Annotated in this window: 15 protein-coding genes; 3 read left to right on the forward strand and 12 right to left on the reverse strand. The window is 62.4% G+C overall.

The window, feature by feature from the left end; translation table 11 throughout:
• Positions 1 to 37: 37 nt before the first annotated feature.
• From SBP01_RS13695 to SBP01_RS13740, 10 genes are all read right to left on the reverse strand, one after another.
• Complete coding sequence (locus SBP01_RS13695) at positions 38 to 547, reverse strand: hypothetical protein (protein WP_320536145.1); 510 nt, start codon at positions 545 to 547, stop codon at positions 38 to 40.
• Entirely contained in the window at positions 534 to 2,342 is a 1,809-nt protein-coding gene (locus SBP01_RS13700) for a type IV secretory system conjugative DNA transfer family protein (protein WP_320536146.1), read from the reverse strand. The genes SBP01_RS13695 and SBP01_RS13700 overlap by 14 nt, the downstream gene beginning before the upstream one ends.
• A gap of 7 nt (positions 2,343 to 2,349) precedes the next feature.
• A complete protein-coding gene (locus tag SBP01_RS13705; RefSeq protein ID WP_320536147.1) occupies positions 2,350 to 3,684 on the reverse strand; it encodes an ATP-binding protein in 1,335 nt (444 codons plus the stop codon).
• Positions 3,685 to 3,803: 119 nt separating this feature from the next.
• Positions 3,804 to 5,285, reverse strand: a complete 1,482-nt coding sequence (locus SBP01_RS13710; RefSeq protein ID WP_320536148.1) for an SCO6880 family protein — start codon at positions 5,283 to 5,285, stop codon at positions 3,804 to 3,806.
• Complete coding sequence (locus tag SBP01_RS13715; RefSeq protein ID WP_320536149.1) at positions 5,278 to 6,627, reverse strand: type IV secretion system protein; 1,350 nt, start codon at positions 6,625 to 6,627, stop codon at positions 5,278 to 5,280. Before SBP01_RS13715 ends, SBP01_RS13710 begins: the two co-directional genes overlap by 8 nt.
• Before the next feature lie 63 nt (positions 6,628 to 6,690).
• Complete coding sequence (locus tag SBP01_RS13720) at positions 6,691 to 6,978, reverse strand: hypothetical protein (protein WP_320536150.1); 288 nt, start codon at positions 6,976 to 6,978, stop codon at positions 6,691 to 6,693.
• A gap of 582 nt (positions 6,979 to 7,560) precedes the next feature.
• The gene (locus tag SBP01_RS13725) at positions 7,561 to 9,669 is read right to left on the reverse strand and encodes an AAA family ATPase (RefSeq protein ID WP_320536151.1); all 2,109 of its coding nucleotides are present in this window, start codon (positions 9,667 to 9,669) and stop codon (positions 7,561 to 7,563) included.
• A 219-nt stretch (positions 9,670 to 9,888) separates the two neighbouring features.
• The gene (locus tag SBP01_RS13730) at positions 9,889 to 11,001 is read right to left on the reverse strand and encodes a C40 family peptidase (RefSeq protein ID WP_320536152.1); all 1,113 of its coding nucleotides are present in this window, start codon (positions 10,999 to 11,001) and stop codon (positions 9,889 to 9,891) included.
• Complete coding sequence (locus tag SBP01_RS13735; protein ID WP_320536153.1) at positions 11,001 to 11,660, reverse strand: hypothetical protein; 660 nt, start codon at positions 11,658 to 11,660, stop codon at positions 11,001 to 11,003. The genes SBP01_RS13730 and SBP01_RS13735 overlap by 1 nt, the downstream gene beginning before the upstream one ends.
• Before the next feature lie 115 nt (positions 11,661 to 11,775).
• Entirely contained in the window at positions 11,776 to 12,585 is an 810-nt protein-coding gene (locus SBP01_RS13740) for a hypothetical protein (protein ID WP_320536154.1), read from the reverse strand.
• 281 nt (positions 12,586 to 12,866) lie between these two features.
• On the opposite strand from SBP01_RS13740, the gene SBP01_RS13745 reads away from it, so the two are divergent.
• A complete protein-coding gene (locus SBP01_RS13745; protein WP_320536155.1) occupies positions 12,867 to 13,190 on the forward strand; it encodes an ArsR/SmtB family transcription factor in 324 nt (107 codons plus the stop codon).
• Here the strand turns inward: SBP01_RS13745 and SBP01_RS13750 are convergent.
• Both SBP01_RS13750 and SBP01_RS13755 read right to left on the reverse strand, forming a co-directional pair.
• Positions 13,144 to 13,647 (reverse strand): hypothetical protein, encoded by a 504-nt coding sequence (locus SBP01_RS13750; RefSeq protein WP_320536156.1) that lies wholly within the window; start codon positions 13,645 to 13,647, stop codon positions 13,144 to 13,146. The genes SBP01_RS13745 and SBP01_RS13750 overlap by 47 nt on opposite strands.
• A gap of 50 nt (positions 13,648 to 13,697) precedes the next feature.
• Positions 13,698 to 14,066 (reverse strand): hypothetical protein, encoded by a 369-nt coding sequence (locus SBP01_RS13755; protein WP_320536157.1) that lies wholly within the window; start codon positions 14,064 to 14,066, stop codon positions 13,698 to 13,700.
• Between the two features lie 109 nt (positions 14,067 to 14,175).
• Between SBP01_RS13755 and SBP01_RS19820 the strand changes: the two genes are divergently transcribed.
• Together SBP01_RS19820 and SBP01_RS13760 are read left to right on the forward strand one after the other, a co-directional pair.
• On the forward strand, positions 14,176 to 14,484 hold the full coding sequence (locus SBP01_RS19820) for a winged helix-turn-helix domain-containing protein (protein ID WP_414004304.1): 309 nt from the start codon (positions 14,176 to 14,178) through the stop codon (positions 14,482 to 14,484).
• On the forward strand, positions 14,481 to 14,696 hold the full coding sequence (locus SBP01_RS13760) for a helix-turn-helix domain-containing protein (protein ID WP_320536158.1): 216 nt from the start codon (positions 14,481 to 14,483) through the stop codon (positions 14,694 to 14,696). Before SBP01_RS19820 ends, SBP01_RS13760 begins: the two co-directional genes overlap by 4 nt.
• The last annotated feature ends 161 nt before the right edge of the window (positions 14,697 to 14,857 follow it).

Here is a 14,857-nt window from a genome sequence, read left to right on the forward strand (position 1 = left end):
TACCTGTTCATGTCCGTGCGAGCGAGAACACCATGACTCAGAACTCGATCCCGAGTTGGTGCGAAGCAGCCTGCCACTCAACGAAGTCCGCGTCGTCGTGCCGCAGGATTCTCACCAACGGTTCCTTGTGCGCTTGCAGGCCGACGCAGCCGACAGTCCGGGTATGCATCCGCAAACGCTCGACGGCGTGTGGCAGCCTTTCGTGAAAGGCCAGCGGCCCAAATCCCGGATCGTCGCTGGCGTAGGAAGCCAGTTCCGCCCGCTGCAGGGCATACAGCTCAGCCACTATCTCGGAGTGCCGCCACCAGCAATCCGGGACCACCGACGTCGTCAGTTGGTACGTGGCGACAAGCCATCTGACCCAGATAGCCAGGGCGCTCCAAACTTTCCCAGCCTGGGCGTCCGTCATTTCCCGCCAGCGATATGTCACACCAGTTACCCGGGCCGGTGGCCGGAATGCGGTACGGAAGAGTTCAGCAGTCAAATCGTCGTCGTCCGTTCCGGCCGAGGGGATCTCAAAGCGTTCGACGTCGTCATGGCTGACCATCGCTGACCTCCTCGATTGCTTGCTGCCGCGAACGGTGGCCATCGGCCAAGGCCCGTTCGAGCTCAAGCTTTGAGCGCCCGAGTTCGGCCGCGTCCTTTCGTTTGTGCCATTCCCGCAGATCCAACAGGATGGGACGCGTGCGGCGCCCCAGCATGAGCGCTGTGCCGACCGGTAGGCGCCGGATCTCATGCAGCGGCAGGACTGGGCTCTCCCTGATCTGTTCGCCGTCCTGCCGGCCTTGCGCGGACCAGGAACGGGTGTTCAGGGTCAGGCTCCGCTCTCCCAGGAGTCCGGCCAGCGACCGAAGGTCGCGTTCGTCGGAACCTCCACCGAAAATCACCTTGATGATGGCCGAATCCCAGATGGTGGCGGCCTCATCGATGGACCAACCCGTCCTGGCCTGGGACAGGGACTGTAGGACCACAAGGGTTGAAATGCCGATGCCACCACCGTCAGAGAGTGCGATGGGCAGCCCAGGCCATGGGGCCAGGTTGGCAATCTCGTCCAGGATCAAGGACAACGGTGGATCCAGCCGCCCTCCGGGTGCGATGAAGGCCATCTCGCGAGCGGCATTGTCGATGTCGTCGATCAACGCCGAGAGGTAAGGCCCCGCGGCGGCTGCTCCGGCGCGGGTGCCGATCAGATACAGGGTGCCGCGATCTCGGATGAATGTTTTTGGGTCGAACTCCACCGCCTCATCCTCGGGGTCGAGCGCGGCAAGCACCCGCGGGGATGACAGCGGCGCGACGGCGGCCGAGACTCCAATCCATGAGTTGGACGTGTTCCTGGGGTCGTCCTCCAGGATTCCCATCAGATCGGCCTGCCATCCCAGTGCAGCGCTAGGCCGGCTGAGCACATCTAGCGCCTCGCGTGCCAAGACGGGGCTGGAGGACCAGCGGCGAAACGCGCGGACGCCTTCCCCGGACAACGCCGCAGCATGGAGAAGGCATTGCAGGATGATCAGCGAGCGCTTTTGCCACGCGGCGTTTTCGCCCTTCATCTCCGTGTCGGCGGTGATGACGAGCGCACGGCGGGTGGCGATGTCAGGGTCCTGGCAGCCTCGCACCGGAGACCAGCGAAGCGTTGACGGGAGCCCCGACATGCCCTGCGGGTCGAACACGGTGACGGGTCTACCGCCACTGGCGCGTGCCGTCATGGTGACTACAAGGTTGTCGGCTCGGGTGGAAGTAGTGACCACTGCCCCGGGCGCATCGAGGATGGCATTGATGACCACGTAGAGGCCCTTACCCGAGCGCGGGGCGCCCTGAATTACCATCGACTCCTCCGTGGAGACATGGATCGTGACCCCGCGCGAACGGCCCAGGGTCCACGCCACGTCCTGAATCTGGGGCTTGACCAAGCCTGGGCGCGTATATTTTCCGCGTTTCCGGACGGCTCTGGCTCCGAAATCTTGGAGGATTTCCGCGCGCTGGGCGATCCCCTCACGCTTCAGGATGTCCTGGCGCAGCCACGCACCGGATTGCTTCCACCGCATCCACAGCAGGTAGCAGCCGACGGCGAGCGCCGCGACCAGAATCAGCGCAGGGCCGACCACCCACCCGACGCTGCCGGCGCCGACATCGCATCCCTGTGGTTGCCGGACGATCAAGTCGATCCTGCCGATGATGAGTCCGACGGCGGCGGCCGGGTTGAAGGGCGACGGCGGACTGCCGCCGCAGCGCCAGAGCGTCAGGGTTTGGGCGACTGCTTGGACGAATGCGCAGAGACAGACATAGCTGGCTACCGCAATCAGGCCGGCTGTGACCAATGGACTGTCAGTGCTTCGCCGGTTCATGCCTGGCTCAGATCATCCGGTCGTCGGTGCCGAAGACTGCCAGTTCGTCGGTGGTGACTCTGTTGGCCACGATGAAAGAGCGGTTCCCGACCTTCCAGAGTCCGACGCCTTTGGGGAGGTTCTCTACGTGCTCGCACTCAGCCTCCGTCAGCCCGAGGGCTTCTTTGGTCAAGCGCATGGCGTCGTGCTTTTGACGGTAGATAATTCTGGTGTCTGCTTCGGTCAGCAGGCCAAGGGCCTTTTGGCGGTGACCGCTGGTACTGTCGCCGATTTCGTTGAGGTCGGCGACTTTGTGCATGATCAGCAGGTTGGCGATGCCGTAAGTACGAGCAAGGCGCCATTGCTCGCTCATCTTGGCGAGCATGTACGGGTCTGCCAACATTCGCCAGCCTTCGTCGTAGACCACCAGCCGTTTGCCGCCGTCGGGATTCGTGACGGCGGCCTCGAGCCACGTGGCGCCGCAGGCCGCCGCAAGCGATAGGGCCTGCTCCGACGCACCGATCAGCGCGGACGTGTCCATAACCATCATGGGCGCTTCGGCATCGAACGAAACGGTGGAAGGAGCGTCAAACATTCCCTCCAGATCACCGGAGACTGTGCGGCGCAGGGAATGGCTGACTGCCTGTCCCCCGTCCTTACCGACCAGCCCGATGGTTTCCTTGGACGGGTTCAGTAGGTGGTCCAGCACCATAGGCAGCGTGGGATTCGAGTTCTCGGCAACGGTCTCCATAAGAGCCATGTCCAGGGCTGTGTGCTCGACGGGGCTTAGCGGCATCCCTTGCCGCATCAGGGAGACCAGTCCCACCAACAGATAGCGGCGGCGTTGACGGACCACGGCCTGCCATTGCGCCTCGCCAAGGGCGCTGGAGCGTGGTCCCGCGTCGAGGGGGTTAACACGGGCGGACCGGCCCGGGCCAACGGAAATGACCTTGCCGCCCACGGCATTGGCGACGGCGACCCACTCACCCTTGGGATCGGATGCGACGGCGGCCTTCCGACCCAGCGTGATCGACCGAGCCACCAGCGATTTTCCACACATGGACTTCCCAGTCCCCACCGTGCCGATAACGACGATCGACGGACCGCTGAGGACGCCCTTGTCGTAGAGAATCCACGGATCGTAGGTAAAGGCCCCAGACCCGAACACGTCCGTGCCAATGTAAGTTCCTTCGTGGCCCAGGCCTGATTCGGTTATGAAGGGGTAAGCAGCGGCGAAGGTCATGGTGGACGCCCGGTGCGGTGCCGGGCGCAGACGGTGCGGACCGCGAAGGGAGTTGGGTTCGCGGCTCCCCCAGTCGCCGATTTCGTTCCTGTCGAGCGCAGATTCTGCTCTCTCTTGCAACGTGTGGAGCGCGTCCTCCCACGGTTGGCTGTCTCCGGCGGCCGAGCGCCGGCGTCGTTCCTTCCGCTCCTGTCTGGTTCCACCGGTCGGCACGAACTGAACCGATTGACGTGCTCGTGTCATCGAAGCCCCCTCCCGAACGGAAGCGCGCCAGCGACGAAAGCGGCCCATTGCTGCCCGGATAGCAGCCGCAGTTCGACGAAGGCTCCTGCCGCAGCCGATTCCAGTTCCTGCCTGTGCCGGGCCAAATCTTCCAGGGTGGACGCCGTGATCGTGACATACGCAGCAGGCCGGACGTCCCCGTGGCCGGCGACGATCTCTTCCTCCCGCTGGGCAACTTCTTCCTCCTCGGCCCGTTGCTCCCGGGTGAGTGGCCTGTCGAAGCGGGTGTTGATGCGTCGCCTGGTTTCGTGGGCTTCCTGGGCGGATCGGATGTCCCGCAGTGCCTCAATTGTGGGTACGGCCCGGATCACCTCGGTCACCGTGTGGCGAAAATCGCCGACATAGATCAGCGGATGCAAGAATCCAGGGAAGACTTTCTGCCTGGGCCACTCGGCGATCCAGAAGGTTTGATGAAAGCCCGTGTCCGTGCGCAGATAGGCCCAGTGCTCCTCGACAGCCATTGGTCCCGCCGGGCGGAATTGAACCTTCGGGTCGCTGTCGTTCTGGTGGTCAGGGGCCGAAACGCCGTCCGGAACAGCGGCGGGATCGAAGGCACCACGGACGACGTCGAGGATGCCCGCCTCGGGCAGCCACTCCTCCACCCTGACATTGTGAGTGCCCAGCGCGGTGGTCATGGCCTCGACCTCCAGCCGCAGGACACGTTCGACGCCGACCAGTCCCCCGCCGCTCTCCCGGATCCGCCGTCGGGCCTTGGCAGTGTCCACAACAAGGGTAAGCAAGAGATCATGGCTCATCGCCGAGCCAGCTGCGGAGATCAGGTCCTCGTAAGCTCGCTGACCCCAGTTGAGTTCCCCATCGCGGTCCGCGTTCGTGACGGTCCGGTCATAGAAGTCGCGCAGCGCCGACGAGGGGTACGGAACCGTGTAATCCTGCACGGCGATTCTCGCGACACTGCTGCGCTGAGCCAAGCCTGCCTGCACTCGAGACCATGACTGCACAGCCCACGCCTTGTCGTCAGAGTCCAACAGGGCGAATGATCTTGTACTGCACCGCAACACGGCGATGGCCTCCCTGCCGCGGGCGTCCACGATGAACGCCTCGCCGCGGGACGTCCGGCGCACCTCCAGGTTCCCCAATCCGCCGGGCAGCGCCAGTCGCCCGGCCAGGGCAGCCCGCTCAGTCCTAACCAGAAAGCGGGTCTGTTTCGTGGCCATCCTGACGAAGAACAGCGCAGCGTGGCTGGCCCACACCGGGTAGGGAATCCGTGAGTACTGCAGCAACCCAAGGAGTAGCAGTGCCAGCCACATCGGTCCCGAGGCGAAAAGGCCGGCAGGGCCGCTGACCGCCGATGCCGTGCTGGCCACCAGGACACCTCCAGCGAGGAAGAGCAGTTGGTACCACTTCAGACCCATGAACATGCCGCGCCGCTCATACCTGGGGAATTTGACTGCCTCCAGGGCCCGAGAGTTGTCAGACACGGGAATCACCATCCTTGGGTGGTTGAACGATTGGTTGCCGCGGCTTCAGCGGCCGCACTGGCGGCGCCGCTGCAGGAACGGCTGTGGGATCAGTTGCGGACTGGGGCGACGGCGGCCGTGCGGGCTCGAGATTCGCGCCGGTCACCGGTCCGCTTGGCGACGTGCGCGCATTCGGTCGCGTTGTCTCTTGCTCTTTCTGCGCATGCGGCGACATGGCGCCCGAAGGCGACGGCCCGGCGTCGAGCATCACAGCGGTGCCTCCACCGCCGGAAGTCTGCGACGGCGTCGGGCCTGTCCCGATCCCGGGCAGCGGTACACGGGGCGGCAGCGTCCTGGTGGGGAATACCGGCCTGCTGGACTGGATGGGGCGGTTCATGGCTGAGCGGCTGGCCAGCGCAGCCAGCGTGAAGCGGCCGCCCGTCTGCCGGCTGATCTGCCGGGCAGCGAAGCTAGAACTCCGGGACAGCACGTGGCCGCCGCCCGCGGTCTGCGCGGCTGCCGCCAGCTCGCCACCGGCAAAGCTCACAAGGCGCAGCGCCATCATGGGCGCGGCGCACGCCAGAGCCATCCCGACCGTCCCCGCGGCCAAACCGGCAAACGACTTCGACTCGGCAAAGAGTTTGATGGCCACCGCGAGCACTGTCGCGGCCAGCGGCTTGGCCAAGAGTAGAGCGACCACGACCTCTAACCACCGGCGCGTCAGCGACTTCGTCTTCTCCCATGGCATGAGCATCAGCGCCACCGGGGCGACGGCGGCCAGCACGATGAGCGCGAACGACCGGAAGATCATAGAGCACATCAGAATGAAGGCCAGGGCCCAGACCACGATGACGGCCAAGGCGGTGACGACGACCGCCCCAGCTGGGCCGCCAGTGGACCCGGGAGCCAGTGCCACGACGTTCCACTCCCGGCCAGAGCCGGCGGGAGCTTTCTCGAAGCCGAAGAGCCGCATGAACAGCACGTAGGGGTCCGTACCCAGGGAGCCGAGCAGCGCCGTCGACGCCTCATCGCTGACCTTGGTGAGCTGGCGTACCAGGTAGACGGCGCCCGCGACCATGGGGATAGCGGAGGCGCCGCCCGCCAGCGCACGCACCAGGCGGCGGGGCTGCTGGCTGATGAGCGCGGAGAGCAGTTGGAGGATCATGACGACGACGAGCGGCGTGAGCATGACGACGACCCACCAGCTCGTCAGCCCTTCGATGGCGGTCCATTGCGAATCATCTACATTGGAGACGCTGAAGGCGCCCGTGATGAACGACCAGATCCAGGCGGCGACGTTCTGCAGAATGTTCGCGAAGAACGACGTGATGGAACTTTGAACACCGTCGTTGGCCTGGGACACGAGACCGCACCCGGGCGGCCACCATCCATTCAGATCACATTGGACTGGCATGACAGGCGAGGCCTAAAATCCGAGATTGAACGCTGTCTGGGACCAGAGAATGTAGCCGTTGATGCCGCCGAGAATTGCTGCAACTGGGCCGGTCCAGAGCAGGATCATGCCGCCCCCGGACGCCAGCCGCGACGATTGGCTCAGCTTCCCTGCCAGAAGCATTGCAGCACCTACTATGGCGACGATCGCGATCACTATGAATGCGCCGACCAGAATGCCGCCGCCGACCTGCTTCAGCGATTCAAGAAAGGGAAAGCTCGCGTTGGGGGTGATTCCGGGGTCTACGGCTGCCATCAGCATTGGGCGCTCCATTTGTTGTCTTTGAAGGGCGTGAGGGGTTTGGGTTCACGACTTCATGGAGGCTGCGGGGCGGGACGACATGACCTGCCGGGATGCTTTACAAGTGGAGGCTCTCTGCCGGATCTACGATCAGGGGAGGTCTACAGGGTCGAACGGGCAGATCGCCGAGTTGCGCTTTGGTCCCCCTACCGAGGAATTGGCGATCATCGGCGGCGCAATGGTCAGTCCATATAGAGGCTAAAGGTCCAGTCGTTTTTCGGGAGTACGCCCCTAACCTGCATTTCCGGGTAGCCATGAGGACGGAACCGGCGAATTGTCGCTGACCGGGCCCATGCACCGGGCACACTGAAAAGCAGGTCTGCCTTTGACGACGAAGGAAGAGTAGTGAGGTCCCTCATTGTCACAGCTGTAGCAATCATTCATCGAGTAGAGGTTGCCGTCTTCGTCCAGTCTGATCGTCATTCCCAGATGGTAGGCCAAGCCCTGCGATGCGCCCAAAGCGCCCAAAGCGCCCAAGAAGGCTCATACAGCGGGGCCCTGACACAGGCGGCTGCCTGCGCCGTGGGCGATCAGAGTACGGCGTCAGTTTACAGCGGTTTCCAGGTCGTCGATTGCCCCAAGATACCCGAGCTGCCGTATCAAGTCGCCAAGCTGCGCTAAATCGCCAGGCAATGCAACCATGGTCTTCGCTGCGTGCCGAACGGCGTCAATATTGATCTTGGCCCTATATTCACGTCGAAGGAAATCTTTGAACGACTCACCGAGCCGTTTTCGAGCCCTGAATGCGGCCTTGTACGTCTGCCAATCGCCGTCTTCCAAGCCGAAATGACTTGGCGCCAAGTAATCGAGGATGTCTGCCTGCCTAAGCCCAAAGGGAGTGATTCGGCTGAGCCTGCCAACTCGAATGGCGCGTCTGCCAAGCTCAGCCAAGGCGCGTTCTTCCTTCGTTGCCGAATTCGATTCGAGTTCCGATATGGTTCGCTCAGCTAGCCGGGAATCGTTAGCTTGAAAAGCATTAACAGCTCGCTGCCAGATCGGCAGTACCCTCTCCTGGATGACATTGTCGAAGACCACCACAATAGGCGCCTCCAGAGCGTCGAACAGAAACTGCATATCGGGTAGTGCAGCGGCGTGATCCGTCCCGCGCATCACGAAAACCCTAGCTCCGGACGCGTGCAAGTCCTCCGATAGACATTGCTCCAACACAATTTGGTCATGGGTGCCCTCCACAACGAGGGCGACCCTCGTCATCGCGAGAAGATCACTGGGCGCGACACCAAGGCGCCTGGATTCTTCATCGAGGCTGAGATGACCGACTTCCAGGTCGGACACCTCAGTCCCACCGAGTCCAGTCAGAGTCAGATGAAGTAGGTGAGACCCTAGACGCGGATCCAAAAACGCAGGCGAGTGAGTCGCGCCGACGACAGCGACGTCATCGAATTCTGCTACGAGTCGGTGAAGCCCGAGGGAGATTCGAGACTCGAGCTGCCTGTGCAGCCCTTGCTCCGGTTCGTCCACGACGACCAATCGGGGCTTGTTACGGTCAGACTTGCTGAGGTATAGGCTCAACGCGAACCGGACCCACTTTTGTTGGCTGAACGAGAGATCGTCCAACAGCATTTTTGTTGCCTGGTCATGACGAGCGACGGCAACCCACCGTGGCGGTTTGCCAGCGAACCAGTCCGACGGACTCCGAGTGTCGAATTTCAGCCAGAATGGAAAGTCAGCCAACACATCCAGGATCCGGTTCGTTTCTGTCTCAGCCAGTGCGACGGCCTGCTGAACACTTTCTGCCAGCACCATTTCAGATCCCGCTGTGGCTTCCACGATCGGGGCTTTCCACTGGCTTCTGGAAACCAGTGACAGCGTCTTCTCCTGGATCACGTCCAGTGGCAGCGAGTTGACGAATACTTGGGCAGGACCTCTTGAAATGGAGCCGATTGCAGCCAAGGGCACTGGGACGTTAGGCGGCCAATTTTCCAGCGGTGAGGCCCCGGTGGGCGAGTAAACCGGTCGGCCATCCCCCCGGAGAATTTCGAACGGCTCGGTGTACCACTCATCTGCCTGTGCCAACTTAAAGGGCAACCGCTGAACGGAAGACTGCTCATCGAGCGAGGTGCCCTCAAGCATCGCACGCCTAGCTTCGCTGAGGGCGGCGCCATACATCGCAAGCTTCTGTATGTCATCGGCGCCCAAGATCGCCGACAAATAAACGGTCCATCGGCCCGATCCGGAGGTCCCTGAGGGCATGAGAGAAAGGTGGAATCCTTGGCTCGTTCTGAGCTCGGGATACTCGATCAAGGCCAAGGCGTCGTCGAGGTCAAGTGCTTCCCAGAGATTGACTCTTTCAAGGAGTGCCGTTTGGAACTCCTCGCGATGAACATCGTCCGTTTGAAGTTCTTTTGGAACGTCGAGCAACTCGTAGAGTGCGGACACAAAGTCGTCGTCGCCAGTCGCCGGTCGAACTTCAACAGAGGTGTGGATTAGAGACCGCGGCCACGATCCGTTTTTGGGCTGGCCCGCCCCTTCAAGTGCTTTGGTGAGCTGATCAAGGAGTCGAGTCTTCCCGGTGCCGTTCTTTCCGTACAGGAAGGTTGACCCAGGTCGTACATCAAGATGGATACCGGACAACGGTTCAGGCCCGAAAATTGAAGCACCGAGAATTTGGTATCCACTGGCATCAAGAGGCATAGCTACTCCCTAAATTTAGGCAATGGACCAGCACATCGTAGTTTGATCCCAGCGCGAACCGACCTATCCTAGCTGAGTCTTCGCTAGGAAAGGCTCGTCACGGATCGCACCGTGGCGAGCCTTCGTAACCAGCGTTCTCGGCAACCCTAAGTTCTCTTCACGACAAGCAGAAAACCGTCGGACCCGTCGCCATCGTGGCCACTCTCGTAAGTTACGTTCTTAGCGCAAGAGATCAAAGTACGCCGTGTCCGAATTCCAAGCTATGGGATGCAGCAGCGTCCCCACCGAAGGATTGAGCGCACTCCACATCATTCCGTCCCCGGCAAAGATGCCAACGTGTCCCCAATTGTTCGGCCCCTGGGCATTCTGGACGACCAGGTCTCCTGGCTGGGGATTGTCAGTTCTCACACCGACGCGCCATTGCTCCACACGCGGAAGGTCGATGCCGGCTTGCCGATAGATCCACTGAACGTAGCCGGAGCAGTCCCATGCTTTGAATGCGGTGCCGCCCCATACGTACGTGCCGCCAACGCCTTCCAGGGTAAACCGCAAGATGTCTTTGCGGATCTCACTCAGACCTGCGAGGTGTGGGATCACCGGCGCGAGGTTCGGCGCTCCCCTGCACAGAACCGGTGCCGACCCGTCATCGAGAGCATCAACGATGGCCGTCGCTTCAGTCTCCCAGCGCGCATACAGCTCCGGGAAAGCGGACACTTGGACCGCTTGGGCAGCTTGGCCTTTGGTCATCGACTGCCAGCCACGGATATCAAGCAGCCCCCTTGGACTCCCGTGGTTGGGGCCATTGGGGCCGCCGTAGAAGGCCCGCACGATGTAGGTGGAATCCATCAGTTGCTCAATGGTCCCCCATCCCGCGGCCGGGCGCTGTTGGGCGCTGCCAAGTGAATCGTGGTCGCTACCGACACCGTCATGCGGGTAACTCAGCGAAGCAGGCACGTTCGCGTTGGCCAGGACCCTCAGACTGGATTCTTGGAGAGCCATCATGAGCGCGATGATCCGGCCATCCCGAGGTACTCCCAGCTGCTTCCCGATCGATATATAGTCCTGCGCCACAGCCGTTTGTCGGGCGGTCAGATTCAGGGAAGGCTGACTGCCGGCGCGGACAACCGTAGCGGGGGCACTCCCGGCTGGCGGACCACCCAAGGACGTCGGTGAGCAGACAGACGCGGCTTTTGCTGAACTGGCCTCGAGCACCGGCACCGCGGCGCAGAACGCAAGAGCACCCGCCAGAAACAGCGCTGAGAGCGCCGCCAGCATTGCCCGCCAAATAGCCCGTCGCCTAGCAAGCCCCGCGAGCACAACAGCGGCAGGCATCAGTACACGATCCTGCTAGGCGAAGCGTAGAAGGCGACCATGGCACAGCGATCCCTCGGTGCCGTAGAGGCTGGCGGGCAGTTCACCATCACGCTGACAGAGGCTGTGTACGAGTTTCGGGTTGCCGTCGACTGTTCCAGAACCTGAAGGGAGACGGTGCACACATGAAGCCCCTCCCAGGGAGCCGGCTGCTCGCGCACCTTTGCCAGCTCGGCGTCGCACGTCAACGACTCGACGCTGGCCGAGCGGTATGCCTGCTGGCTGGCCAAGGACGCAAATGATCCAGCGTTGACGCCTGTCGCTTCGAACTCCTGCACCAGCACCGCCAGCGGATTGGAGCCATCCGGCAGCACGTGCCACCAGGCCCGGACCCGCGAGTAAACCTCCGAGTACGACGCCGATCGGGTGTCCCACGAATAAATCGCCGTTGCTGCCGCGGAAGCGAGCTGCCGGAAGTCGGTGGTGCGCGGGGCACCATCCGGAACGGGCCCCGAAATGGCCGGAGCCGCCGTCGGGGTTTCCCGTTCCGGGCTCGGGGTCGACGTAACCGGACTATCTCCGGCCGGTCCGCTCGACGGCGACGCAACCGACTCGGCTGCGGGCCCGGATGGTGGCCGTGCAAGAGTCCACAACGCCACGGCCACTTCCAACATGACCATTGCCAGAAACCACCATCGCCTGCGTCGACCCAGACTCGCCAGTGCATTTTTCAAAGAGAACACTTTTCCACGCTCCACGCCCGTTCATGTCATGAACGGGCGATAAGGACGTGACTCAGCGAGCTGAACGCATTCCGGCCCGGAGAATCCTCCACGAGGTTTGATACAGCCGCCGGGCAAAGCCGATCTGGACGGCCACATAGCGCTCCGTGACGCGAAGCTCGGCGGCCAGTGCCGCCACGGCCCTGGTTCGTTCCGGGCCGCGGACGTCTGGACGAACTATCGTTGCCGCCGTGCGGCGGAGCACCGGCGTAGGCAAGCACTCTGCTGCTTGCTCGCAGACATCCCGGATGTTCCGGATGCGGGCATGATCAACCTCCAGAGCGTTTTGAACAGTCCTCGCCGTCTGACGGACCACCGTCGCCGCGTGCCACCGCCGGCGGTCCTGCGGCGACGGCGGACCGTACTGCCGCGGCCCGGTGAGACTGTCAACGGCGAGTTCCCACACTCCCCCAGGAACGCTCTCACGGGTCAGTTCGATAATGGTTCGCGCCCACTGCTGGTCAGCAAACTTCTCAGCGCTTCGATCAGCCCCACGGTCCATACCAAGCAGCGTCACAGCGTCGAGTGACAGACAATCATCAGCCTCTGGCTCCAGGAGCAGCGGTAGCGTCTGGTGGGTCATCTCCCGGCGGATGTGGGCCGCGCATACGTTCGCGCACACGCCCTGGACCCACGCACCGAACGGTACCCCGGGTAGCTGCCGGTAATGACCTCGTGTCACTCCATCCCAGACGGCCACGCGGATGTCCTGCATGACGTCGTCCACATCGCACGCACGCCCGATGCGCGACAGGTGCGAGACGACGTAGCGCTGCACGCCGTCCACGGCCACCATGATCTGATCGACCGGGATGGAACGCATGGCGGGCTCTGGGGCAACGCGCAGGTAAATATCTATGATTCCTTGGTTGACTTGTTCTTGTTGGGCTTGATTCGCCCGGGCTTCGACTCGCATGGTCTTCACCGCTTCAACTCGCGATTTCAATATGTCCGCGGTCAGCATTGCTGACAGCTAAAAGTGGCCACCCACAGGGCGCCAACCACGACTACACGAAGGCTATGCAAACTATTGTCAAGGATAGTTAAAGTATCGTCAAGGTTCCGGGTCTTACTTTTCGATCGGCGTTCGGCAAGAATGGTGGCATGCCCAGGATTACGCAACCTCACGACGCCGCATGGTCGGCCGACGTCGAAGCTGCCGTCGCGACCTTCGGCAACAGGTCCCGCAATGAGATCCTGCGTTATCTTTCAGCGCACGGTCCGGCCACCCGCGGAGACATCGTGGAAGCAGTGAGTGCCGGCGAGCCAAGCGTAGCGAAACACCTTCTTGCGCTGGAGGAGTCTGGCGCCATCGTGGTGGATGTGGAACCGGGCCGGCGGCATGGCCGGTCGCCGCGGTATTCAGCTAACTCGGCAAGGATCAAGGAGCTGTTGGCGGCTCATCTTCAGTATCTTCTGGAGGACTGACTGCAGCCGCTTCCGCTCCCGGATGGCGTCCAATGTCTCTGTTGAGGTATTCAGAAATGGCTTTCAACGTCTCTGGCGATACGTCACCCAATGCACGCGCGGCGAAAGACTTCACCCGGGCCGCACGGAGGGACTTCACGAACTCGAGCTGCGAATCGATCCGCTCGGGCAGTTCGGCGTCGGCACCGGTCAAGTAGGAGGGGTCCACGTTGAAGATGTTGCACAGCCCACCCAATAGCACCGGATCGCTGACTAGACGTCCAGTCCCCTCTTTCATGTAGAACCACCGCGCGCGGGACAACTTGATGCCCTTAGCCTCGAGCTCGGCCTGTACTTCCCGGAACGTCACGGGCCTTCCGCGTTCAGCAACGACGACGTCTAGCAGCAAATTCAGGCGACGAGCTAGCTGGGCCTGGGGAGACAACGTGTCGCCACGCCCCGTCTCGTCAGTCCGCATCGTCTACCCCTCGATCAGCAGTTTCGGGGCCGACGGCTCCGCCAGGCGCTTCAGCCTCCCTCCGCCCCAGTATTCCGTGAGTCTTCCGGCGCGGCAATCAGTTCCTCAATCCGACGGTCAAGACAAGACATCAGAACTGACGCGGCCGACGGCGGCAGTGGTAGGTCCCGGATCCCTGGAACCGCCGCATCCTGCCACACCTCCAGGACCGCCGGCGGCACCACGGCATTCGCGTCCAGGTGGTATGAGACCTCGGTCAGCACATCTCCAAGGGCCCGCAGAAATTCGACTCGCTCGTCTGGCGAGCCGTAGTGCCAGTACCGTTCGGCTCGGAGAGCCAAAGCCGCTTCGGCAAAGGCCTTGATCTGTGGGTGATCTTGCATGGCAAACTCCTCGCGTCCTGTGAGGATCATTTCCAAGGCCGCACTCTTCCAACATGACACCCAACGGGAGTACCCTGCATGTGTAGACCCGTCTACAAGCAATTCTTCTTTTCCTCAGGTTATGGTCTCCATGTCGAGCATCTTGATGAACAAAACGCGAAGCCGAATCGTCCGTTTCCTGCTGAGGAACGGTCCCTCGAGCTGTGGCACCATCGGCACCAATCTCCACACGTCGCCGTCGAACGTCCGCCGGCACCTCCACTTGCTTCGGGACGCCGGGCTGGTGCAACACTCATCGGCTAAGTTCAGCGCTTCCCCAGAACACGTGCAGCGCTATGTCGGAGCACTGGCGGCCGGATTCCACGTGTCCGTCATGCCGCCCCAAGGCCCTGTTTCCATTAACCATGAACAGATCTTGCCCTTTGGCCCACAACTAGGACGGAGAACCTCATGACCACCACCCCCGAAAGCAGCAGCACCGCTGACCCTGCCGACGAGCAATGGCTGACCCCGAAGGACATCTGCACCCAGCTACAGATTCCAGAGCAGACGTTCTACCAATGGCGGGTCAAGCACCTCGGCCCCCGCGCCTACCGAATCGGTAGGCATTTGCGAATCAGCCGGGCCGACTACGATTCCTGGCTGTCCTCGCGCCTGGAGGCTTGATGTCACCAAGACCTCCGTTGCCGCTCGGCACATGGGGCAAGATCCGCCGTCAGAAACTCCCAAGCGGCCGGTGGCGAGCCACAGCCAGATACCGGGATACTGACGGCATGACACGTGCCGCGGAAGCTTGGGGTGACACCGGGGCCGGCGCAGAGCGCGCC

This window comes from Pseudarthrobacter sp. IC2-21 (assembly GCF_034048115.1).
Classification (GTDB): Bacteria; Actinomycetota; Actinomycetes; order Actinomycetales; family Micrococcaceae; genus Arthrobacter; species Arthrobacter naphthalenicus.

Coding starts and splice junctions, on each gene's coding strand:
- SBP01_RS13695 (WP_320536145.1), bottom strand. CDS start 547: ATGGTCAGCCATGACGACGTCGAACGCTTTGAGATCCCCTCGGCCGGA.
- SBP01_RS13700 (WP_320536146.1), bottom strand. CDS start 2,342: ATGAACCGGCGAAGCACTGACAGTCCATTGGTCACAGCCGGCCTGATT.
- SBP01_RS13720 (WP_320536150.1), bottom strand. CDS start 6,978: ATGCTGATGGCAGCCGTAGACCCCGGAATCACCCCCAACGCGAGCTTT.
- SBP01_RS13725 (WP_320536151.1), bottom strand. CDS start 9,669: ATGCCTCTTGATGCCAGTGGATACCAAATTCTCGGTGCTTCAATTTTC.
- SBP01_RS13730 (WP_320536152.1), bottom strand. CDS start 11,001: ATGCCTGCCGCTGTTGTGCTCGCGGGGCTTGCTAGGCGACGGGCTATT.
- SBP01_RS13735 (WP_320536153.1), bottom strand. CDS start 11,660: ATGGTCATGTTGGAAGTGGCCGTGGCGTTGTGGACTCTTGCACGGCCA.
- SBP01_RS13740 (WP_320536154.1), bottom strand. CDS start 12,585: ATGCGTTCCATCCCGGTCGATCAGATCATGGTGGCCGTGGACGGCGTG.
- SBP01_RS13745 (WP_320536155.1), top strand. CDS start 12,867: ATGCCCAGGATTACGCAACCTCACGACGCCGCATGGTCGGCCGACGTC.
- SBP01_RS13750 (WP_320536156.1), bottom strand. CDS start 13,647: ATGCGGACTGACGAGACGGGGCGTGGCGACACGTTGTCTCCCCAGGCC.
- SBP01_RS19820 (WP_414004304.1), top strand. CDS start 14,176: ATGAACAAAACGCGAAGCCGAATCGTCCGTTTCCTGCTGAGGAACGGT.
- SBP01_RS13760 (WP_320536158.1), top strand. CDS start 14,481: ATGACCACCACCCCCGAAAGCAGCAGCACCGCTGACCCTGCCGACGAG.